General features: G+C 71.4%; 21 protein-coding genes. 7 read left to right on the top strand and 14 right to left on the bottom strand.

Translation table 11 applies throughout. The annotated features are described in order from the left end of the window. Together G446_RS20470 and G446_RS0114430 are read right to left on the bottom strand one after the other, a co-directional pair. Positions 1–870, bottom strand: an 870-nt coding sequence (locus G446_RS20470) for a hypothetical protein (protein ID WP_169721304.1), incomplete at its 3' end; no start/stop codon positions are given. A gap of 128 nt (positions 871–998) precedes the next feature. Then, on the bottom strand, positions 999–1,637 hold the full coding sequence (locus tag G446_RS0114430) for a LuxR C-terminal-related transcriptional regulator (protein ID WP_026410657.1): 639 nt from the start codon (positions 1,635–1,637) through the stop codon (positions 999–1,001). Positions 1,638–1,977: 340 nt separating this feature from the next. Here G446_RS0114430 and G446_RS0114425 point away from each other — a divergent pair, with 340 nt between their 5' ends. The 3 genes from G446_RS0114425 to G446_RS0114415 are packed head-to-tail and all read left to right on the top strand — an operon-like array spanning position 1,978 to position 3,225. After that, entirely contained in the window at positions 1,978–2,403 is a 426-nt protein-coding gene (locus G446_RS0114425) for a hypothetical protein (RefSeq protein WP_026410656.1), read from the top strand. A 2-nt stretch (positions 2,404–2,405) separates the two neighbouring features. Beyond that, positions 2,406–2,867, top strand: a complete 462-nt coding sequence (locus G446_RS0114420) for a hypothetical protein (RefSeq protein WP_026410655.1) — start codon at positions 2,406–2,408, stop codon at positions 2,865–2,867. A gap of 58 nt (positions 2,868–2,925) precedes the next feature. Beyond that, positions 2,926–3,225 (top strand): hypothetical protein, encoded by a 300-nt coding sequence (locus G446_RS0114415; protein ID WP_026410654.1) that lies wholly within the window; start codon positions 2,926–2,928, stop codon positions 3,223–3,225. A 55-nt stretch (positions 3,226–3,280) separates the two neighbouring features. Here G446_RS0114415 and G446_RS0114410 read toward each other — a convergent pair whose 3' ends face one another. Next, positions 3,281–4,672, bottom strand: a complete 1,392-nt coding sequence (locus G446_RS0114410) for an MATE family efflux transporter (RefSeq protein ID WP_245574736.1) — start codon at positions 4,670–4,672, stop codon at positions 3,281–3,283. A gap of 577 nt (positions 4,673–5,249) precedes the next feature. Between G446_RS0114410 and dnaB the strand changes: the two genes are divergently transcribed. Together dnaB and G446_RS0114400 are read left to right on the top strand one after the other, a co-directional pair. Further along, positions 5,250–6,770 carry a replicative DNA helicase gene (gene dnaB / locus G446_RS18340; protein WP_084779280.1) on the top strand — a complete coding sequence of 507 codons (1,521 nt, stop codon included), beginning with the start codon at positions 5,250–5,252 and terminating at the stop codon, positions 6,768–6,770. Between the two features lie 76 nt (positions 6,771–6,846). Next, a complete protein-coding gene (locus G446_RS0114400) occupies positions 6,847–7,590 on the top strand; it encodes a Fic family protein (RefSeq protein WP_026410652.1) in 744 nt (247 codons plus the stop codon). Between the two features lie 529 nt (positions 7,591–8,119). Here G446_RS0114400 and G446_RS0114395 read toward each other — a convergent pair. Further along, positions 8,120–9,664: an amino acid permease gene (locus G446_RS0114395; protein WP_084779279.1), complete on the bottom strand. Its 1,545-nt coding sequence runs from the start codon at positions 9,662–9,664 to the stop codon at positions 8,120–8,122. Positions 9,665–9,835: 171 nt separating this feature from the next. Between G446_RS0114395 and ddaH the strand changes: the two genes are divergently transcribed. Next, on the top strand, positions 9,836–10,621 hold the full coding sequence (ddaH, locus tag G446_RS0114390) for a dimethylargininase (protein ID WP_026410650.1): 786 nt from the start codon (positions 9,836–9,838) through the stop codon (positions 10,619–10,621). 49 nt (positions 10,622–10,670) lie between these two features. Here ddaH and G446_RS18330 read toward each other — a convergent pair whose 3' ends face one another. The 3 genes from G446_RS18330 to G446_RS0114375 are packed head-to-tail and all read right to left on the bottom strand — an operon-like array spanning position 10,671 to position 12,660. Next, positions 10,671–11,438 carry an ABC transporter permease gene (locus G446_RS18330; protein ID WP_245574735.1) on the bottom strand — a complete coding sequence of 256 codons (768 nt, stop codon included), beginning with the start codon at positions 11,436–11,438 and terminating at the stop codon, positions 10,671–10,673. Continuing rightward, a complete protein-coding gene (locus G446_RS0114380) occupies positions 11,435–12,313 on the bottom strand; it encodes an ATP-binding cassette domain-containing protein (protein ID WP_026410649.1) in 879 nt (292 codons plus the stop codon). Before G446_RS0114380 ends, G446_RS18330 begins: the two co-directional genes overlap by 4 nt. Further along, positions 12,310–12,660, bottom strand: a complete 351-nt coding sequence (locus G446_RS0114375) for a PadR family transcriptional regulator (RefSeq protein ID WP_026410648.1) — start codon at positions 12,658–12,660, stop codon at positions 12,310–12,312. The genes G446_RS0114380 and G446_RS0114375 overlap by 4 nt, the downstream gene beginning before the upstream one ends. 138 nt (positions 12,661–12,798) lie before the next feature. Here G446_RS0114375 and G446_RS0114370 point away from each other — a divergent pair, with 138 nt between their 5' ends. Continuing rightward, a complete protein-coding gene (locus tag G446_RS0114370; protein WP_026410647.1) occupies positions 12,799–14,055 on the top strand; it encodes an ATP-binding protein in 1,257 nt (418 codons plus the stop codon). 91 nt (positions 14,056–14,146) lie between these two features. Here G446_RS0114370 and G446_RS0114365 read toward each other — a convergent pair whose 3' ends face one another. From G446_RS0114365 to G446_RS0114335, 7 genes are all read right to left on the bottom strand, one after another. Beyond that, a complete protein-coding gene (locus G446_RS0114365; RefSeq protein ID WP_026410646.1) occupies positions 14,147–15,919 on the bottom strand; it encodes a DUF5635 domain-containing protein in 1,773 nt (590 codons plus the stop codon). 149 nt (positions 15,920–16,068) lie between these two features. Further along, positions 16,069–16,698, bottom strand: coding sequence for a 4Fe-4S single cluster domain-containing protein (locus tag G446_RS0114360; RefSeq protein ID WP_026410645.1), 630 nt, complete (start codon positions 16,696–16,698; stop codon positions 16,069–16,071). After that, on the bottom strand, positions 16,695–17,588 hold the full coding sequence (locus tag G446_RS0114355; protein WP_026410644.1) for a ComEA family DNA-binding protein: 894 nt from the start codon (positions 17,586–17,588) through the stop codon (positions 16,695–16,697). Before G446_RS0114355 ends, G446_RS0114360 begins: the two co-directional genes overlap by 4 nt. Next, a complete protein-coding gene (locus G446_RS18325) occupies positions 17,578–17,829 on the bottom strand; it encodes a DUF2997 domain-containing protein (RefSeq protein WP_034470981.1) in 252 nt (83 codons plus the stop codon). Before G446_RS18325 ends, G446_RS0114355 begins: the two co-directional genes overlap by 11 nt. Beyond that, the gene (locus G446_RS0114345; protein WP_026410643.1) at positions 17,826–18,281 is read right to left on the bottom strand and encodes a hypothetical protein; all 456 of its coding nucleotides are present in this window, start codon (positions 18,279–18,281) and stop codon (positions 17,826–17,828) included. The genes G446_RS18325 and G446_RS0114345 overlap by 4 nt, the downstream gene beginning before the upstream one ends. Before the next feature lie 23 nt (positions 18,282–18,304). Further along, entirely contained in the window at positions 18,305–19,954 is a 1,650-nt protein-coding gene (locus G446_RS0114340; protein ID WP_026410642.1) for a Ycf46 family AAA ATPase, read from the bottom strand. Between the two features lie 51 nt (positions 19,955–20,005). Beyond that, positions 20,006–20,827, bottom strand: a complete 822-nt coding sequence (locus G446_RS0114335) for a hydroxymethylpyrimidine/phosphomethylpyrimidine kinase (protein WP_026410641.1) — start codon at positions 20,825–20,827, stop codon at positions 20,006–20,008. Positions 20,828–20,842: the final 15 nt, after the last annotated feature.

Below are 20,842 nucleotides of genomic sequence, written 5' to 3'. Positions count from 1 at the left end.
CTTGGTGATCGAGTCGGAGATGACGACGTCGTCGCCCCCGATCGCCCGGAGTCTGCGGGTCAGGGCGGTGAGCAGCTCGGAGGAGCGGACGGACGACTCGTCCGGTTCGGCCGCCGCCGTGTCGAGGTCGGCCAGGGCCTCGCGGGCGCCGGCGCGCAGCTGGGCGGTCTCGGTCGACTCGGTGGGGATCACTTTGAGGACGGACAGGATGCGGTCGTGGATGAAATTGTCGGCGCGGCGCCGCACCCGTGCGCGGGAGGCGTCGGTGTGCAGGCGGATGAGGAGGGCGCGCCGGCGGGCGTCGGCCTCGTCCAGGGCCTGAGCCTGGCGCAGCAGCCAGGTGAGCAGAGCCATATTCCCCAGGGAGGAGACCAGGTAGATCATGACCTCCTCCGCCGGCAGGCGCAGGCCGTCCTGCGCCGGGTAGCCCGCGATGAGGAACGGCGCGAGGAGCACGATGTACAGGAACCGGCCGCGGGGGGACAGGACGGCGGTGGCGGCGACCGCAATGACGAGATAGTAGTTGACCAGGATGTTGGGGACGGGAGCCGCGACCCGGACCTGGTCGTAGAACGGGATGATGGGCAGGGGTACGGCCAGCAGGACGAGGGTCGTGTGGACGCCGAGGAGCACCAGGAGCGCCGTCCTCCAGATGCGGTCCGCCGCCCCGATCCGGCGCAGGCGCTCCGGCGGCATCTCCTCATCCTCATTCGCATCCGCGCGCCGCATGGATGTCAGGAGTCCGATGGCGGCGGCGGCGCCGGCGACGACGGGCGGCAGCACGAGGGCCGGCAGGAGGAGCCAGAACGCCCATCGGCCCGTGGCGCTCACCATGACGCGGATGGTGATGGCGATGAAGATGCCCGTCACGGCAGCGATAATCGCCACGAATACGGCGATGAGCCGGCGCATGCGCTGGATGTGGGGGCCCGGTGCGGGCGACGGGGCGCGCCCGACCGCACCCGTGTCCGCATCGGGCGGGAGGGTCGTGGGGGCCGTCATTCGTAGTAGCTGGTCAGGCCGATTCTGGCGGTCGCCTTGCTCAGGTCGACGCGGTCGCCGTCGGTGAGCAGGCCGGCCGCGTGGAATTTGCTCTTGATCTGTGCGATGTAATGGGTGACGGTGTTCTTGGACAGACCCAGGATGCGGGCCACCCGGTCCGCCTGGACGCCGTTGGCGTACAGCGTGATGACCTCGATCTCGCGGTGGGTGAGCTGCTTGACGAAGTCCTCCTCCACGTCCAGGGCCCGGGCCCAGTCGATGCTGCCGCTCGGCTCGCCTTTGAGCGCGGCCCTGATGGCCTCGATGAGCTCCTCGATCGGGGCCGTCTTATTGACGATCGCCATGACGCCGGCGGCGATGGCCTCCCGGATCCGCTTGGGATCCTCGCCGGAGGTGTAGACGACGACGGGGATGGACCTGCGCGACAGCTCGGCGATGATCTCGGCCGGCCGGCTCCCGTCGTTGAGGCGCAGATCGAGAACGGCCAGGGTCCGGCCCTCGGGCCAGTCGATGTCGCTTAGGCCCCGGGCCCATATGACGCTCCAGGGCAGTCCGGCCTTGGCGAACTCGCCTTGACATCCGGTGGCGATGATCTCGTGATCATCAATGACAATGATGTGGCAATCGGTATTCATAAGGCTCCTCCGGGGTCGTTGACCGTCCGGCCCCGGAGGGTCGGGAACGGACCATGACTCGGGGCGGACGGCCCCGCTGGGATGCTACCGCGGGGAGGGCGGTCGCGCTAAGGATTCGAGGTGTCGTCGTCAAGATACCAGAACTGGTGTATCAGGGGTGATGCATCAGAACTGGCGGTCGCGGGCCCGGGGGAGGGGCGACTAGCGTCTCTCGCGGTTCCCGAGCGGCGATGAAGCGGCAGCAGGCTCCACGGTGCGATCGGCCTCCCCCGTGAGGGCGGGCGCGCGTCGCGGCGCGCGAATTCGCGGCTCAACCCCTGAATGAAAGGAGAGCGCGGCCATGGAAGTCGCGGGTATTGTCATCTTCATCCTCGTCATCGCGGGTCTCTACGGCCTGGTCACCCTCTACTCCAAGTTCCTCCTGTCCGGGATGGCCACCCGCGTCGTGGCGACCGGCCTGCCCATCGAGCAGATCCGTAACGTCTTCGTGCAGAAGGTCGCCGGCAGCACCTGGAAGATCGTCGACGACGGCAACCCGATGATCGCCCAGAGCCCCCTGCTCACCGGGATCCGCCAGCAGATCGGGCTGGAGGTGGAGCAGAACGGCGGCAGGAACATGGCGCGGGTCACGGTACTGCGCTGGACCGAGAAGTACGGGATTCCCAACAAGGCCTACACCCTGCGCATGCGCCTGGGGGCCTTCGTCAACGAGGTCCAGCGCCTCGACCCGGGCGCCCAGGTGACCGAAGTCGCCCTCAAGGACTGACCGTGCTCTGGTTCCTCATCGTCCTGGCGGGCATCGGCCTCACGGTGCAGGCGTGGCTGACGATCCGGGGCTTCGGGCCGCCCAGCCCGCCGGACCAGCTGGACCCCGACTACCGCGACGAGCGCGTGCTGCTCGGCGCGCCCGCCGCCGTGCTGGACGCCTACCGGCGCGCCGCCGAGGCGACGTCGGGCATGCGGGTCTACGGGGTCGCCGCGGACGGGCTCCTCATCGACGCCCGGCCCTCGGCCTTCGTGCTCGACGGCGACTACGGATCCTCCATGCGCGTATCGGTCCGGCCCGCCCCCGATGGGATGGGGACCGCCGTCTGCGTCGAGTCCATGCCGAAGACCTCCTGGATCGCCCGGTTCTCCACCCCCACCCGCGTCAATGCGGCCTTCGTCGCCAAGGAGCGCGCCCTGAGAATGAAGGCCAAGCACCTGGGCGGGATCGCCGAGGCGATGTGAACGGCGTCGCGCCATTGATCTCATATATCGGATTCGCGGTGGAAGAAAGGAAATCGTCATGTCAACCGCATCCCGTCCCGTCCGCATTGCTGTGTGCCTGCTGGTCGCAGTCGGCCTGGTCATGCCCCTGTCGGGGTGCTCCTCGGTCGGGAAGATGACCTGTTCGGAATTCAATGAGCTGGACGTCAATGAGAAGTCCAGCAAGCTGAGGAGCCTGCTCAGGGAGCACGATCTCGAACCCGACAGCATGGGGAATACCGTGGGTGTGATAGCCGCGGTCGAGTCGTTCTGCTCGTCGAGCAGCCACGACGACTCGCCCCTGGACGACGCCGTCGACTGGGACTCGCCCACGTGGTGAGCGGAGGCCGGGGCGGCGGTGAGGGCGGGCTGACGGTCCCCGTCGCCACCGGTCCTCACCGCCGCCAGGCCGTTCCGCGCGCCCGCGCGCCCGTCGTCAGCCCCCGCGCGCCCATGAACACCCAGGCGAAGGCCGCCCACAGCCACGCCAGGCCGCCAGCGGGGGAGGCGGCGGGAAGGCCGTGGGCCACGGCCACCGCCAGCGGCGCGTAGGGCACGAGGGTCACCAGCCCCGCCCCGGCCAGGTAGCGCCCGTCGCCCGCGCCCATGAGGATCCCGTCGAAGAGGAAGACGGCGCCCGCCAGCGGCATGGCGGATGCGGCCACCAGCAGCGCCGGCCGGGCGGCGGACGCCACGGCCGCCTCCGAGGTGAACAGCCACGGCAGCCACGGGCTCGCCGCCGCCAGGACGACGCCGATGACCGCCCCGGTGGCCGCGCCCCACCCCAGGGTGCGGCGCAGGACCGCCTCGACGCTCACGGCCCCGACCCCGGCCCCGCCGGACGGAACCGGGGCTGATCCGCCGGACGGGGCCCGCGCCCCCGCGGCGTCGGCCTGCCCCAGGGCCGTTCCCACCAGGGCCTGCGCCGCCACGGCCAGCGCGTCCAGGGCGAAGGCCGCGAAGTTCCACAGCGAGCCCACCACCTGGTGCGCGGCCAGCGGCACCGCCCCCAGCGCCGTCGCCGCCCACACCGTGGTCAGGATCGCCGCGCGCAGGGACACGGTGCGCACGAGCAGCGGCGCCCCCGACCCCAGCGAGGCCCGCAGCCCGGTGCGGCTGGGCGCCAGGCCGACGCCCGCGTCCCGCGCCGACCGCAGGACCGGGGTCGCCAGCGCCGCCGCCATCGCCGACTGCGCCAGCGCCGTGCCCAGCCCCGAACCGGCGATCCCCATCCGCGCGCCGTAGAGGAGGAGGGCGTTGAGGCCGACGTTGAGGGCGGCGCCGGCGGTGGCGACGACGAAGGGCGTGCGGGTGTCGAGCAGGCCGCGCAGGGTCCCGGTGGCGGCGAAGACCGCGAGCATGCCCGGCAGGCCCGGCGCCGAGGCGCGCAGGTAGGCGACGGCGGCGCGGGCCACGGCGCCGTCGGCCCCGAGCGCGCCCACCACGCCGGGGGCGGCGGCGCCCAGGGCGAGGGCCGCCTCCGCCCCCAGCAGGGCGGCCAGCCACAGGCCGTCGACGCCGGCGCGCAGCCCGCCGCGGCGGTCGCCGGCGCCGAAGAGCCGCGCCGTCGTCGCCGTCGTGGCGTAGGCGAGGAAGACGAACAGGCCGACGACGGTGGTCAGGACGCTGGAGGCCAGGGACAGGCCGGCGAGGCTGGTGGCGCCGAGGTGGCCCACCATCGCCGAGTCGATGAGGACGAAGAGCGGCTCGGCCACCAGCGCCCCGAGGGCGGGAACGGCGAGAGAGAGGATGCGCCGGTCGAGGCCGGCGGTGGAAGGAGAGGACACGTGCGCTCCGAGGAAGACGGGCCCACAGTCTCTCACGGGCGCCCCGGTGCTCACGGGGAGCGCCGGCGCGCAGCGCGGGTGAGGCGCAGGCCCGCCACGACGCCCCGGTGCTCACGGGGGTGCCGTCCGCGGGCGGACCCGGCTCCCGCGGGCGGCCGGTTTTCACGGGCGGCCTGGGGATAACTCGGGCCCCGGGGGTCCGGACGGGCGGCCCCGGAGTGCAACCCTGAACCTGAGGTTGAGGGTTGTCCACAGGCCGACGGAGTTTTCCACATATCGTCTCGGCCGATCGGCTGAGTCCGTCGAAGGTTTATACTTCGTTGGAAGCACAACGATTCATAGGGTTCGCCATGGATCCCCGACGGCGGGGAGGGGCCGGTGGGCGCGGAGTTGTCCACAGCATCCGGGCCGTCTCGCGGGCGATGGCCCCGGGCATCCACAGGCGAGCACCAGTTATCCACAGGTTGCCCGTCGCACCCGTTTGCGGGCGGTGGTTCCGCTCGCTAGGGTCGCGAGGCCGGGCTGTCCCGCCCCGGCCCCGTCGGGGCCCGACACCGGCGCACGGCAGGAGGAAGGCATGGCGGAGAACGATCCCGGACCGGAGCCGTCCTACGACCCTCCCGAGCCCGCCTACGACTCCGGCGCCGGACCGACTCAGGACTTCCGGCGCCGGGACGCGGGGGACGGCTCCGCCAGGGGCTCCGACGACCGGGGCGGGGCCCGCTTCGACGGCGTCTTCGACCGGGTCCCGCCTCAGGACATCGCCGCCGAGATGGCCACCCTCGGCGGCATGCTCATGAGCAAGGAGGCCATCACCGACGTCATCGAGGTGCTGCACGGCCCCGAGTTCTACAAGCCCGCCCATGAGATGATCTTCGACGCCATTGTGGAGGTCTACAACCGCTCCCAGCCCGCCGACGCCCTCCTCGTGGGCGACGAGCTCGCCAAGCGCGGCGAGCTCAAGCTCATCGGCGGGGCCCCCTACCTGGCCGACCTCATGGCGCAGGTGCCCACGGCCGCCAACGCCGGCTACTACGCGCGCATCGTCAAGGAGAAGTCCCTCATGCGGGGGCTGGTCCAGGCGGGCACCCGCATCACCCAGCTGGGCTACTCCACCGACGCCGGCGACATCGACGAGCTCGTCACCATGGCGGAGGCGGAGGTCTACTCCGTGGCCCACCGGGACCGGGAGAAGGAGGACTACATGGCCGTCGGCGGCCTGCTCAACGCCGTCAACCTCGAGATCGAGGCCGGCCAGTCCCGCGAGCAGGGCCAGATGACGGGCGTGCCCACCGGGTTCGTCGAGCTCGACGAGCTCACCGGCGGCCTGCACCCCGGGCAGATGATCATCGTGGCCGCGCGCCCCGCCATGGGCAAGTCCACGCTCGCCGTCGACTTCTGCCGCTCCGCCTCGATCCACTCCCACGGCGCGGACGGCAAGCTCATCCCCAGCTGCTACTTCTCCCTGGAGATGGGGCGCATGGAGCTCATGATGCGCATTCTGGCCGCCGAGTCCGGGGTGGAGCTGACCAAGCTGCGCGGGGGGCGGCAGATGAACGACCGGGACTGGAAGGACGTCGCCGTCGCCTACAACCCGGTCAGCGAGGCGCCCATGTTCATCGACGACTCCCCCCACCTGACCATGCCGGAGATCCGCTCCAAGGCGCTGCGGCTCAAGCAGCAGCACGGTTTGGGCCTGCTGGTCATCGACTACCTCCAGCTCATGAGCTCGGGCAAGCGGGTCGAGTCGCGCCAGCAGGAGGTCAGCGAATTCTCCCGCTCGCTCAAGCTGCTGGCCAAGGAGCTGGACGTGCCCGTGGTCGCCGTCGCCCAGCTCAACCGCGGACCCGAGCAGCGCACCGGCAACAAGCCCCAGATGTCCGACCTGCGCGAGTCCGGCTCCCTGGAGCAGGACGCCGACATCATCATGCTGCTGCACCGCCCGGAGTACTACAACCCGGAGGACCGCTCGGGCGAGGCGGACATCATCGTGGCCAAGCACCGCAACGGCCAGACCCGCACCATTCCCGTGGCATTCCAGGGCCACCTGGCCCGCTTCGCGAACATGGCCCGCGACGTCGAGCCCGCCTACGAGTGAGCCGCCGGCCGGCCTGCGAATGAGCGCGCGAGGCGGTCGCGGCCGGGATATATTCATCCCGGATGAAGGAGCCGCGATGACTGACGAGTACGCCATCGACCCCCGCAGCTTCGCCCGGACTCTGCGAGATCAGCGCCGAACGCGGATGAAGGGCGGCCTGTACCACCTCAACCAGGTGCTCATGGCGTACAACTCCAACCGTATCGAGGGCAGCCGGCTCGATGAGGAGCAGACCCGCTACATCTACGAGACCCGCACCATCACGGGTGAGAACGTCGCAGTCGACGACGTGGTGGAGGCCGTCAACAGCTTCGAGCTGTTCGACGAGATGATCGACCGCCTCGGTGAGCCGATCACCGCCGAGATGATGAAGGACTACCACCGGATCCTCAAGCGGGGGACCGCCGATGCGAGACGGCCGCTGTTCGCCGTCGGGGAGTACAAGCGCGTTCCCAACGCGGTCGGCGGACGCGAGACGGTGGCGCCGGAGCATGTCGCGCTCGCCGTGGAGGATCTCATCGCCCGCACCCCGGCGAGAATGACCTTCGACGACATCGCCGACTTCCATCACCGGTTCGAGAGCATCCATCCCTTCCAGGACGGCAATGGCAGAGTGGGGCGGATTCTCATGTTCCAGCAGTGCCTGGACAACGGTATCATGCCGTTCATCGTGCTCGACTCGAAGAAGGCGTTCTACTACCGGGGATTGAGCGAGTACGAGCAGGAGCCGGGATTCCTGCGGGAGACCTTCAGGTCCCTCCAGGACGACTACTACGAGCGCTTCGCCGGGTTCGTCGAGATCGTGGCTGACAGGTCCTGAAGGCGCTGTCCCGGCACCGGCGAGACGGGAAGGTGATTCGGGGGTGGTTTTGAAGACGTGGGACGTGAGGGTCGTGGTGGCGGTCTGCTCGGGCGGGTCCTCCCCGTCCGGAGGGTTGTTGCGAAGGCGTTCGAGTGCGTCTCCCCGCTTCGCCTCGACGGCGCATCCCGCATGGTGGGACGGCGTCTCGCATGTCGTGACGCGCCCCGGCTCGCGAGCACGTCACTTAACCCGCGAGATCGTCACTTAACCCGTGAGCACGTCACTTAACCCGCGAGCACGTACCTCTAGCAGACGTGCTCGCGGGTTAAGTGACGTGCTCGGCGGTTACCCGACGATCTCGCGGACCGCGGCGCCCGACGCCGCCGCGCCCCGGGCGTCGAGATGCGCGTTTCACCCTCGAGAACGACGGTTGGACGGTGGTCAAACGGCATTCGAGTGGTCCAACCGCATTCAAGTGCTCCAAGAAGGACGCCGCCATGAACCCGCTGAATAGCCTTCGCGGTGCGCGGGGCTCGCAGGCCCCGGCTCAGCGGACGTCGTCGGCGGACAGGTCGAGCTCGGCGGGCGGGGTGGGGTGCGAGCCGCGCACCAGCTTGTAGCCCAGCCACAGCGCCACCGCGATCGGCAGGCCGATGTAGGCCGCGAGCAGGCCGTACCAGGTGAAGCCGGAGTCCGACATGATCAGGGCGGCCCCCTGCCCGATGATCACCCCCACGAAGACGATGAGCGCGAACCACGTGCCCGCCGGGAAGAACCGGGCCCGGTAGGGCAGGTCCCCCTCGCTGCGCCCCTGGGCCCTCCAGGCGGCGCGGAACCGCAGGTGGGCCAGGCACACGCCCGTCCACACGATGAAGCCGGTCAGGCCGGTCGCGTTGTAGAACCAGGTGTAGGCCACCGAGTCGCCCACGAGGGAGGACAGGAATCCGAGCATGGAGATGGCGACCGTGGCCAGCACCCCCCATACGGGCACGCCGTGCGAGGAGGTCCGGGCGAAGAGCCGTGGCGCGCGCCCGGTCCCCGCCATCGAGTACAGCAGGCGCGAGCCGATGTAGAGCGTGGAATTGCCGGCGGAGAGCACGGAGGTCAGCACGACGGCGTTCATGAGGGCGGCGGCGATGGCCAGGCCGGCCCGCTCGAAGACGATCGTGAAGGGGCTGGCCGCGATGTTCTCCTCCGAGGCGCTCAGGAGGCTGGGGTCGGTGTAGGCCACGAGAGTGGCGACGACGGCGATCGCCCCGATGTAGAAGAGCATGATCCGGATGAACACGGAGTTGATGGCGCGGGGCATCGTCCGGCGGGGGTTCTCCGCCTCGCCGGCGGCCACCGCCGCGGACTCCACGCCGACGAAGGCGAACCCGGCGGCCATGAGCACCGAGAACGTGCCCGACCACCCCTTGACGAAGGGGGCCTCGCCGATCGTCCAGTTCGTCAGGCCCGCCTCGTGGCCGCCGATGAGGCCCGCGATCATGGCCGTGCCCAGGACGAGGAAGACGATGATGGTGACGACCTTGATCCCCGCGAACCAGAACTCGGACTCCCCGAAGGCGCGGGCGGAGAACAGGTTGAGGGCGAGGATCGTCCCGAGGAACAGGACGCTCCACAGCAGGGAGGGGGAGCCGGGGAACCAGTACTTCATGATGATGGAGGAGGCGACCAGCTCGACGGCGATGGTCATGGCGCACGAGTACCAGTACATCCACCCCACGGCGAAGCCCAGCGCCGGCTCGACGTACTCGCCGGTGTAGGTCTCGAAGGCGCCCGCCACCGGGCGGTGGGTGACCATCTCGCCCAGCGCCGTCATCATGAAGTAGATCGCAATGCCGATGACCCCGTAGGACACGACGGCGCCGCCCGGCCCGGCGCCCGAGATGGAGGCGCCCGTGCCCACGAACAGCCCCGTGCCGATGGCCCCGCCGATGGCGATGAGGTTGACGTGCCGCGCCTTGAGGTTGCGCCGGAGACCGCCCGCGGCGGACCCCTCCCCGGCCGCCCCGGCCGCCCCGGCGGACGCCTGCGCGATCTCGGCGGATGGCTCCGCGGGGCGATGGGCGTCGCCGGGGTGTGCATCCATGGGGCCTCGCTCGTGTGCTCGTGTGCTCGTCGGTCGCGCGCCTCCCGGCCGCCCCCCTCCAGGCGCCCGGAGGCGGCCGGCGGTTCGCGCCGAGTGGAGCCTCACTATAGCGTTGGGGCGAAGAGCGCTCGAACACGTCGCGCACCGCCTCCCAGGAACCGGAGCCATCGCATGGAGACCACGGAGATCGCCAAGGCACTCGTCCGCAGGCCGAGCCCCCGACTCGCGCAGGGGCTGGTGACCCATATCGAGCGCAGCGCGATCGACCTGGACCTGGCCCGCAGTCAGTGGCAGGGCTACGTCGACGCCCTCCGCTCCCAGGGCTGGGAGACGATCGAGGTGGACCCCGCCCCCGACTGCCCCGACTCGGTCTTCATCGAGGACGCCGTCGTCGTCTACGGGCGCACCGCCGTCGTCACGCGCCCCGGCGCCGATGAGCGCAAGCCCGAGGTGGAGGCGGCCGAGCGGGCCGTGACGGCGCTCGGCTACGACGTCAAGCGCATCGAGGCGCCCGGCACGCTCGACGGCGGCGACGTGCTCAAGCACGGCGGAAGGGTCTGGGTGGGCCAGGGCGGCCGGACCAATGAGGAGGGGCTGCGCCAGCTGCGCGAGCACCTGGCCCCCGAGGGCGCCGAGACGATCGGCGTGCCCCTGACCAGGGTGCTCCACCTCAAGTCCGCCGTGACCGCCCTGCCGGACGGCACCGTCATCGGCTACGAGCCGCTGGTGGACGACCCGTCGGTGTGGGACTCCTTCCTCGCGGTGCCCGAGGAGAGCGGCGCGCACGTCGTCCTCCTGGGCGGAGACCGGCTTCTCATGGCCGCCGACGCGCCGCGCTCGGCCGCGCTGTTCCGGTCGCGCGGCTACGAGGTCGTCGAGGTCGACATCTCCGAGTACGAGAAGCTCGAGGGCTGCGTGACCTGCCTGTCGGTGCGGCTGCGCGGCTGCCCGGCCTGAGACCGGGCAGCCGCGCAGCCGGCGGGTGCTCCGCGGGGCTCCGGGCGCGTCAGCGCGGCTCGGGCGGACGCACCACCCGCAGCCGCCACGCGCCCAGCAGCCAGGTCAGCGCCGTCAGCCCGACGGCGAAACCGGCCCCGTGGGCCAGCCCGCGACACAGGTAGTCGCCGGCCCCGGACCCCAGCTCCTCGACGATGTAACTGGACAGTTCGCGCGTCGACCACAGGGGCAGCACCCGCGTCCAGTCGGCGGTCGGATCCACGAGGAGCTGGAGGGCCATGACCGCCAGGAGCAGGAGCGCCCCCTCCAGGTCCCTGGGGACGAGGGCGGCGGCCACCGGCCCGAGGGGCGCCGCCACGGCCACGGTGACGAGCAGCATGGGCGCCACGGCGGCCGGGTGGATCAGCTTGTCGCCGATGGTGAGCTGGACGAGGACGGCGTACAGCCCGGCTATCGTCCAGCCCAGCGTCAGGATCGCGACGAGCCTGCCCGCCACGAGCGCCGTCGGGCTGGCCCCGCTCGCGGCGAGCCGGCGGTCCACCGGGCGCGAGGAGACCGCGGTGAACAGGCCCAGGGTCGCGGCCGCCCAGCCCAGGCCGATCGACAGCAGGCGCAGAGCCGTCCAGTGCACGTCGATGCGCGCCAGGTAGAAGGTGAGCGGCAGCAGGAGGGCGAGGGCGAGCGCCCCGCGCCGTCGAAGGATCTCGCGCAGGGTGATCAGGGCGACCAGTCCCGCGGTGCGCAGGAGGCGGGGGCGGTGCGCGGGCGCCGGGGCGGGGGCGGCGTCGGCCGGCCGCGTCGTGGCGACGGCGCTCATGCGGCGCGCTCCGCGACGGCCCGGTGGGCGGAGGCCTCCGGGGTGGGCAGTTCGACGACGCGGTCGACGAAGTCGATGTCCCGCAGCAGATGGGTGACGAGGAGGACCCCGGCGCCGGAGGAGCGCCAGGCCGAGATGAGCGCCCACAGGTCCTCGTAGGCCAGGGCGTCCAGGCCCTGGTAGGGCTCGTCGAGGAGGAGCAGATCCGGGGAGGCGAGCTGGGCCAGGGCGAGGTTGATCTTCTGCCGGGTGCCCCCGGACAGGGCGCCCACGACCTGGTCGCCGTCGGGCTTCCAGCCCAGGCGCTGGAGGATCCGGTGACCCGTGGACACCGCGCGGCTCCGGTTCGCGCCGTCGAGCGCCCCGAACAGGCGCAGATGCTCGTCGACCGTGAGCAGCGGGGCGAGGGCGTCGAGCTGGGGCGCGTAGCCGAATCGGGAGGTGCGCTCCACGGTGCCGGAGCCGGCCCGCAGCAGTCCGGCGCACACCTGCAAAAGGGTGGACTTGCCGGCTCCGTTGGCGCCGACGACGGCGACCACCTCGCCTCGCCGCACCGTCAGGTCGAGATTGGCGAGCACGGTGCGGCGGCCGCGGCGCACGCTCACGCCGCGCAGCCTCAGCACGACCGGACCGAGCGTCCGCTCCGGGTCCCTCCGGCGGGAGCCGGGGCCGTCCTGCGTGACGTCCTGCGTGAGGGCCGAGGCGAGGTCGCGGGCGTACAGGACGGCGGGGCCGAACAGGTCCGCCGGGGCGACGCCCGCGCAGGCGGCCTCGGCGCGGGCGTCGGCGACGGCGCGATCGACCTCCCGGGGGATCACGCCCCGCGAGGCCAGTTCGGTGCCCAGACCGCGGTACCAGACGTCCTCGGGGCTCATGCGTTCACCTCGGCGCTCATCGCCGCGCCCTCCAGGACGGCGGAGAAGGCGGCGCGGAAGGCGCGCCACTCCTCGCGGCGGCCGGCGAGCTCGGCGCGCCCGGCGGAGGTGAGCTCGTAGTACTTGCGGGCCGGACCGGAGGTGGAGGGGCGGATGGCGGTCGTCACGAGGCCGCGGCGCTCCAGGCGGGTGAGCGCGGGGTAGAGGCTGCCGCCGGGGATCTCCCGGAGGCCGGCCGCGGACAGGCGCCGGGCCAGGGACAGGCCGTAGTCGGCGCCGCCCTCGAGGAGGGCGAGGAGACAGGGTTCGAGGAAGCCGCGCAGAAGGCGGGCGGTGGAGTCGGACATGTAGATAGAATATCTGGTTACTAGATAGTCTAACTAGTGATGATCGTCGCTCGTTCCCGCCACCGATCCACGGCGAACCCCGCCACCGTTTCACGACAAACCTTGCCACCGTTTTACGACGCATCCTAGGCTCGCGCCATGGATGACCTTCTCCCACGGCATGTGCAGGGGCGGGTGGAAGACTTGCTGAACGTCTTCCCCGCCGTCGAGCTGATCGGCGCCCGGCAGGTGGGCAAGTCGACCCTGGCGGCCATGATCGTCGAAGCCGCCGACCGGCCGGCGCGACTCCTGACCCTGGACGATGCGGAGACCCGCGAGGCCGCAACCGCGGACCCGCGCGGTTTCCTGGCTCTGGAGCCGGAGGGCCTTCTCGTCATCGACGAGTTCCAGCGCGTTCCCGGGCTCGCACTGGCGCTCAAGACGGTCGTCGACTCCGACCGCACCAGCGGGCGCTTCCTTCTGACGGGCTCCGTCACCATGCCCGCCGCCCGGCCCGCGGGGGACAGCCTGGCCGGGCGAGTCGTGGGCACGCGCGTCTTCGGCTTCAGTCAGGGCGAGAGGGCCGGGCGGCGGGACGACTTCGTCCGGGCGGTGCTCCGCGGGGCGCTGGAGGCGCAGTACCGCTCCGGCATGGGGCGCGCCGATTACGTCGACCTGCTGGCCGCCGGATCCATGCCCGAGGCCTGTCGTCTGCCCCAGCGGTATCGGGCCGATTGGCTGGAGAGCTACGTCTCCCGGCTGCTGGGGCGCGACCTGCGCGAATTCTCGCGCCTGTCCGATCCGCGGCGACTGCGCTCCCTGCTCGCCGGCCTGGCCGCCGCCCAGGGGTCCGAGACCGTGGTCGCCCGTCTGGGCGGCGCGGTCAACCTCAGCGCCTCGACGACGACGTCGTACATGGACCTCCTGCGCGCCCTCCACCTCGTGGAACGGCTGCCGCCCTGGACGCCGAACCTGCTCAAGCGCGAGGTCGGGCGCTCCAAGTACCTCCTGACCGACTCCGCACTGGCCATGCGGCTGACCCGGACATCGCCCGACACCCTCAAGGACCTGGTGCGCGGTGGCGCCCTGGGGGGACTGCTCGAGGCCTTCGTCGCCGCCGAGCTCATGCGTCAGAGCACCTGGTGCGAGGAGCGGTTCACGATCAGTCACTACCGCTCCCCGGACGGGCGGGAGATAGATCTGATCCTGGAGCTCGACGACGGCCGGGTCATCGCCGTCGAGGTCAAGGCCGCTTCCTCGGCGTCCGCCGCCGACGCCAGGCACCTGCGGTGGCTGGAGGGGAGGATCGGCGATCGCCTGGCGGCCGGCGTCGTCCTCACCACGGACGACCGCTCCCGCCACCTGGGCGGCCGCCTGTGGGCCGTGCCGGTCGCCGCGCTGTGGGAGCTCGGCTGACGGCGCGGGACAGTGGCGCAGGACAGCGGCAGCGGGCGGCGGCACGGCCGACCATCCCCGGAATCCCGCCGAATGTTGATTTAGCCCACCCCTAATTCAACATGGTTGGGGCGGTCGGGCGGATCCGTGATGATTCCGGATCGGCGAGCCGGTAGGCGGTGGCGCGCCCCGAGCCGGTGCGGCGGAGCTCTCCCCGCCCGGTCATGGTCGTCAGAGCCTTCTGCGCCGTACCGCGGGAGACCCCCGCCAGCCGCATGAGGTCGCCGGTGCTGATCGACCCGAACGTCTGGCACCACAGGCGGACGGTCTTCCGGCACGCCTCGAAGCGCGTCGACGCATAGGCGACGACGTCGGCGAACCAGGGGGCCCTTCGAGCCGGCATGACCGCCTCTCGCGCCGTCGCCCCGAGGAGCCAGGCGTCGTCGTACCTGTCGATGAGCGGTGCGTCCGGGGCGGTGCACTGCGCGGCGGCCCGCAGCGCCGCCCCGGCTCCCTCCGGGTCCGTCTGCAGGGCCGTGCCGACGGCGTCGAGCGAGACGAAGGGCGCATGCAGCAGGAGATCGACGATCACGACGACGCGCGTGTCGCGCTGGCGGGGCAGTGGACGGATCTGCTTGAACAGGTCTGCAATCGGTGCAATGGGGTCGCCGCCGATGAGCGTGCACGTCACGTGCGGACCGGGTTCCTCCACGATCGTGGGCGGCCGGTGCCCGAGGGGGATCATGGCCGTGTACATGCGGTCGACCCCGAGCCCCTGCTTCTCGACCAGCGTGAGGGCGCGGAACAGGTCCGCCAGCGCGGGGTGGCGCGCGTGCCGGTTGCTCAGGACGTTCGCAGAGTTGATTCCGCCCGTGAACCCGCCCGGACTGCGCACCACGAGCGTGGAGTCCAACGAGATCCAGCGGACCTCGGTCGGCTCGCCCGAGTTCCAGTCGCGGTGGATGACCCCGTTGAGAATCGCCTCGCGCACCGCCGACTGGGGGACCAGGCGCTGCGGGGACAGGGCGAAGCGGTCGGCCGACTGCGTCGAGTAGGTGTTGAGCACGGCCAGGGCGCGCTCGATGACGTCGATCTGCTCGAGGAGGGACATCGCGGGGTCGGCCACGACCCGGTTGGTGACGGCTCCGCCCGGAACATCGAGGACCGTGAGGTCGATGAGCGTCGCCCGCGCCGGTGTGAGGGTCAGGCGAGCCGCCTGCGAGAGGTGGTCGTCGGAGCGCAGCGCCGCGATCCTGCGCAGGATGTCCGTGTCCGTCTCGGAGTCGTCGGCCCGGAGATCGGCCCTCACCAGGGCCATGGCCCCCGCGGTCACGGCGCGGGCGGTGAGGGCGGAGCGATCCGCCATGGAGTCGTGGTCCCGGGCCTGCTCGCGGTGGAGCCACCACTCGGCGCGATCCACCGGTGCGCAGGAGTCGCCCACGCGCCACCGCAGGCGGCCCGAGGTGTCCGGCACCGGTTCGCGCGACTCGGCCACGTACAGGACGAGGATGCGCTGGCCCCCGACGTGACGGGCCTCGATATCGGGCGCTATGTCGATCGCCTGATGAATGCGCCGGCGGAGCCAGTCGGTGTTCAGCTCGGTTCCGAGGACGACGCCGGTTCCGTCCTCGACGCCGAGGATGAGGGCGCCGCCGCCCGGCGAGTTCGCCATGCAGGCCACCTCGTCAGCGAGTTTCACGGCGGCCGTGGGGTTCTGCTCGCTGCCGGGTTCGAGGTCCGGGCCATTGCGCCGTCCGGCCTCCTCCTTGAAGTCGATGGAGGAGGTCTCGGCGATCCGCGTGATGGCGCCGTTGCGCTCCGAGGCGAGGATCTCGTCGACGTCGCGGCGCAACTGGTCCCGGCGGTCCAGACCGGTTGGGCGCATGGTCTCCTCCAGGATCTCGCCGAATGTTGATTTAGCCTACTCCTAATTCAACACGGTTGGGGCGCTCGGGCGGATCCGTGATGATTCCGGATCGGCGAGCCGGTAGGTGGTGGCGCGCCCCGAGCCGGTGCGGCGGATCGGGCGGGCGCTCACCGGGGCCGGGCCGCCGGGGGAGGGCGTCGTCGCAGGCCGTCGAGCAGGGTCTCGAGCGAGGCCGTGTCGCTCCACCCGTTGACGTCGACGCGCCCGTCGGGGGCGACGCGGATCTCGAGGCGGTCGGGCAGAGCGGTGAGTCGATCGACGAGCTCGGCGTAGCGGTCGGTCAGGGCGTGGAAGCGCTGGTTGGTGGATCCGACCCATGGCCTGGCGGTGTCGAGGCGGTCGACCTCGAAGCGCCCGTCGACGAGCAGGTCGGTGTGATTCAGGAGGTCGGCGACGGCGGGCGAGGCGGCGCAGCGGAGCTCGTCGAGCTCGTAGCCGGTGAAGGTCATGACCGTCTGCCCGCGGGCCCGGACGAGCCGCGCCAGCTCGGCGAGGGCGCCGGGCTGCTCGAAGGGCTCGCCGCCCAGAAGGGTCAGGCCCTCGACGTCGAGGGGAATATCTGCGGCGATCCGCTCCGGCGCCGTCATGCGGCCGCCGCGGACGCCCCACAGGTGGGGGTTGAAGCAGCCGGGGCAGCGGAGGGTGCAGCCCTGGACCCACAGCGCCGAGCGGGTGCCGGGGCCCTCCGCCCCGGTCCGGGCGATGAAACGGGCGACCCGCACGGACTGCCGGGTCACAGATCCAGAATGCGGCCGTGCACCTGAGTGCCGGGGCGCCTGAACCGGCTGAAGGACACCCGGTCCTGGAGGGCGACGAGCTGGTGGGGCTGGAGCGCCGCCGCCGAGGTGAGGTCGTTGAGGTCGTGGAAACCGCCACGCTCCTCGCGCGCGGCGACAATCCGCTCGACGGCGGCCTGGTCGAGCGCGGGCAGGGCGAGGAGGACCGCGGACGGGGCCGTATTCACGTCGACGAGGGCGGGCTCCGAGGGGATCGCCGACGACGGCGCGGGTGCCGACGCCGCCGGCGCGGACGAGGACCGCGACTCGGCGGGGGTCGACGCCGGCGGTGCGTACGGGGACCGCGTCGCAGCCGACGGCGGCGCCCACGCGGTACGGGGAGGCGACTGCTCGTAGTACTGACTCGTATCGACCTCGAGCTCGGGGGGCAGCGGGTCGTGGGATGGGATCCGTTGGGATAGGCGATCGTCGACCGGCGCCCGCGCCGTCGTGGAACGGCTCGGGACCTGATGGGTGCCGTATAGGGCGCGGAGGCGGGCGAGCTCGTCCTCGCGGGACACGATTTCCCTCAGGACGGTGCCCCGTATGATGAGGGCGTGGGCGAAGGAGCCGAACCAGGAGATTATGAAGAGAGTCCCGCCCAGGGTCTTCCAGGCGGAGTCCTTGTCCTCGCCCAGGGCGATTGAAATAAATGACAGGGCGACGACGACCCCCCAAACAGTGACAATGCGCCAGACCTTCGGGGACCTCGCCAGAATTCCGGCCCACAGCCATCCGATAAGGGAGAACAATCCCATACCGATGATGATGGGTGCGATCCACAAGGAATTCACGAGCTTCCACGTGAACGGCTTCTGGTCGACGAGAACGTCGATTCTGTCAAGTGCCAAGGTCCATGCCCTCCCGGGTCGTGACGCGGGCCTCGGACCGCGTCTGCGTCTGCGCGGCGAAGTACTCGTCGGTGAACGCGCTGCGGACGGTGGTCGCCTCGAGGAGGTCCTCGAGCACGCCGATCTGGGACAGGCAGGCGCTGCCGGTGAATCCGATCGTCTCGGCGGTGACGGTCCCGTCCGGCGCGACCGACACCTTCAGCGCCCGCCTCGCGGGTCCGTCGGGGTGCGCGGTGCTCATGCTCGCTCGACCTCCATGACGAGGGTGACGACGCGGTCGTCGTCGACACTCTGCGACGTGATGCGCATGCCCGCCTCGGGGGCGCGCTCCTCCAGGCGCCGGATGACGGCCCGCTGCACCTGCAGGCCGTAGGCGCGGTCCAGGTCCTCGACGAAGGCGCGGGCGCCGTCGGGCGTCCACGTCCCGGCGAAGCAGGCGTTCCACAGTCCGGCGGCGTCCCGCCTCATGGTCAGGGCGCGGTCGGGCGTCTTGGCCAGGAGCACGCCGTCGCCCGTCCGGCTCACCGCGGCGCCGAGATCCTCGAGGGCCGCGACGAGCAGCGTCTCGTCGCGCATCCGGGACTCGACGCGCACCTCGTTGCCCGCCTCGACGTCGGAGGGGCGGATCTGGCGGGCCTGGGACGCCGCGGCCACGGCGATCGATAGGGGGATCAGAACCAGTGACAGGCTCATGGGCTCGCTCCTCGTCAACCTCTTCAGAACTCGACCCGCCTGCCGGCCGGCGCGTAACGGGCCCGACTCGAATCTACCCCCGCGGGGGCCATCATCGGGTCGGGCGCGTGCGGGGATGTCTCCACACGGTTGTCGCTGGCCGATACGGCCCGCTCGCCCGCCCAGGCGCGCAGAGCGGCCAGGGACTCCGCCTGGGTGACGCTCAGGGGCACCGACCGCTCCACCGCCAGGCGCAGATCGTCCCCGGTGATGTCGCGGCGCTCGGAGAAGGCGTCGAACAGGCCCGCGATGACGGCCTGCTCGATCTCCGCCCCCGAGAACCCCTCCGTGGCCAGGACCAGATCGGCGCGCAGGGCGTCGTCGAATACGAAGCCGGCGTGGCGCGGGGCCGCATGGATGTGCTTGCGCACGTGCAGCTCCCAGATCTGCGCGCGCTCGTCGGGTGCGGGCAGGTCGGCGAAGAAGATCTCGTCGAAGCGCCCCTTGCGCAGCAGCTCGGGCGGAAGGGACTGAACATTGTTCGACGTGGCGATGACGAAGACGGGGGCGGTCTTCTCCTGCATCCAGGTGAGGAAGCTGCCGAAGACGCGCGAGGCGGTGCCCGAATCCCCCGTGGCGCCCACGCCGGAGAAGCCCTTCTCGATCTCGTCGACCCACAGGACGGCGGGGGCGGCGGCCTCGGCGGAGCGGATCGCCGTGCGCAGGTTGGACTCGCTCGAACCCACGACGCCGGAGAACACCTTGCCGATGTCCATGCGCAGCAGAGGCAGGCGCCACGAGGCCGCGACGGCCTTGGCGGTGAGGGACTTGCCGCAGCCGGGCACGCCCGTGATGAGCACGCCGCGCGGCGCCGGAATCCCGTACTCCGCGGCCTCCGCCAGCCAGGAGTTGTCCCGACGGCGCAACCAGCGCTTGAGATTGTCCAGGCCGCCCACCCCGGTCAGGTCGATATTGGTGTCGACGTACTCCAGCAGCCCGCTCTTGCGCACCGCCTGCTTCTTCTCCTGCAGCACCGTGTTCACGTCGTCGGCGCTCAGGACGCCGTCCGAGGCCATGGCCAGGGCGAGCGCGCCCTCGGCCTCCGTCTCGGTCAGGCCCAGGGAGGCGCGCACCAGGCGGTCCTTGTCGATCTCGGTCAGGTCGATCCGCAGGCGGCTGTTCCCGGCGTTGGCGGCGATGAGATTGTCGAGGATCCGGCGGATCGCGGTCTCGTCGGGCAGCGGGAAGTCGAGGATGTGGACGTCCTTCTCGAGCTCCGGGGGGATCCTCAGGGCCGGCGCCACGATAATGAGCGTGCGCGCCAGGGGCCCGTTCTGGAAGTCCGCGGCCAGCTCGCGCAGCTTGCGGACGATCGCCGGGTCGGCGGGGCGGGCCCCGTCCCCCAGGTGGGCGTGAAGGTCGAAGAAGACGAAGGTGGCGGCCCGGTCGACGCGCAGGGCGGCGTCGAGCGCGCGCAACGGATCCGTCGTTCCCGGGCTCGCCCTGCCCTCCGGGTCCACGAAGCCGGTGGTGATGCTCCACGTGTGAATGGGCCGGGGCATCGAGAGCATCCCGCCCTCCATGGTCGACCGGATCGCGGCCAGGGCCCGCCGCTCCTCGAAGGTCTCCACGTACAGGACGGGGAAGCGCGCCTTCGCCAGGACGGCGAGAGAGTTCTGGAACGACGAAGCCATTCGCACGGGCCTTTCGGACGGGTCGGGCGGCGGGGTTCGCCGACTGCGGTCTCAGCCTTGATACCAGCCCTGGTAGACGTAGGGGAAGGGGATGTTCCCCCGCATGCCGATCGAGGCGGCGACGACGTCCTTGGCCGTCACCGCGGCCTCCAGGGGCGTGGCCCCCTTGGCGAGCTCGGCGGTCACCGCCGCCGCCAGCGTGCAGCCGGCGCCGTGCACGCGCTCGGTCCCCACCGCCGGGACCTCGAGGACCTCCAGCGTCCGGCCGTCGTAGAAGACGTCCAGGGCCGTGCCGGTGCCCAGGGAGGGGCCGGCCTTGGCGAGCACATTGGGCGCGCCCTGGTCGTGGATGCGCTTGGCGGCGTCCTTGAGCGCCTCGACGCTGGTGATCTCCTCCACGCCGGCCAGGGTCGCCGACTCGAAGAGGTTGGGGGTGACCATGGTGGCGCGCGGCAGGATCTTGGAGCGCAGCGCGTCGTCCACCGCGCGGGCGGAGGCGAACTCCTGGCCCTTGCAGATGAGCACCGGGTCGAGCACGACCGTGGGGAACCGGTACTCCTCCAGGGCGGCCTCGACGACGTCGATGGTGGGGGCGGTGCCGAGCATGCCGATCTTGACGGCGGCGATCGCCGTGTGCACGCCCGCGCAGGCCTCGATCTGGTCGTGGATGACCTCGGGGTCCACCGGCACGAAGCGGTGGTCGAAGCCGGCCTTGGGGTCCATGGACACGATGCAGGTCAGGGCGGTGCAGCCGAAGACGCCGAGCTGGTGGAAGGTCTTGAGGTCGGTCTGGGCGCCCGCGCCTCCGGAGGCCTCCGAGCCGGCGATGGCCAGGACGACGGGCGGGACGGGACGTTCGGGAGTTGATGTCATGACTCCTAGGGTGCC

Origin of the sequence: Actinomyces dentalis DSM 19115 (assembly GCF_000429225.1) — a bacterium.
Taxonomy (GTDB): domain Bacteria; phylum Actinomycetota; class Actinomycetes; order Actinomycetales; family Actinomycetaceae; genus Actinomyces; species Actinomyces dentalis.
This window is presented reverse-complemented; position numbering and strand designations above follow the sequence as displayed.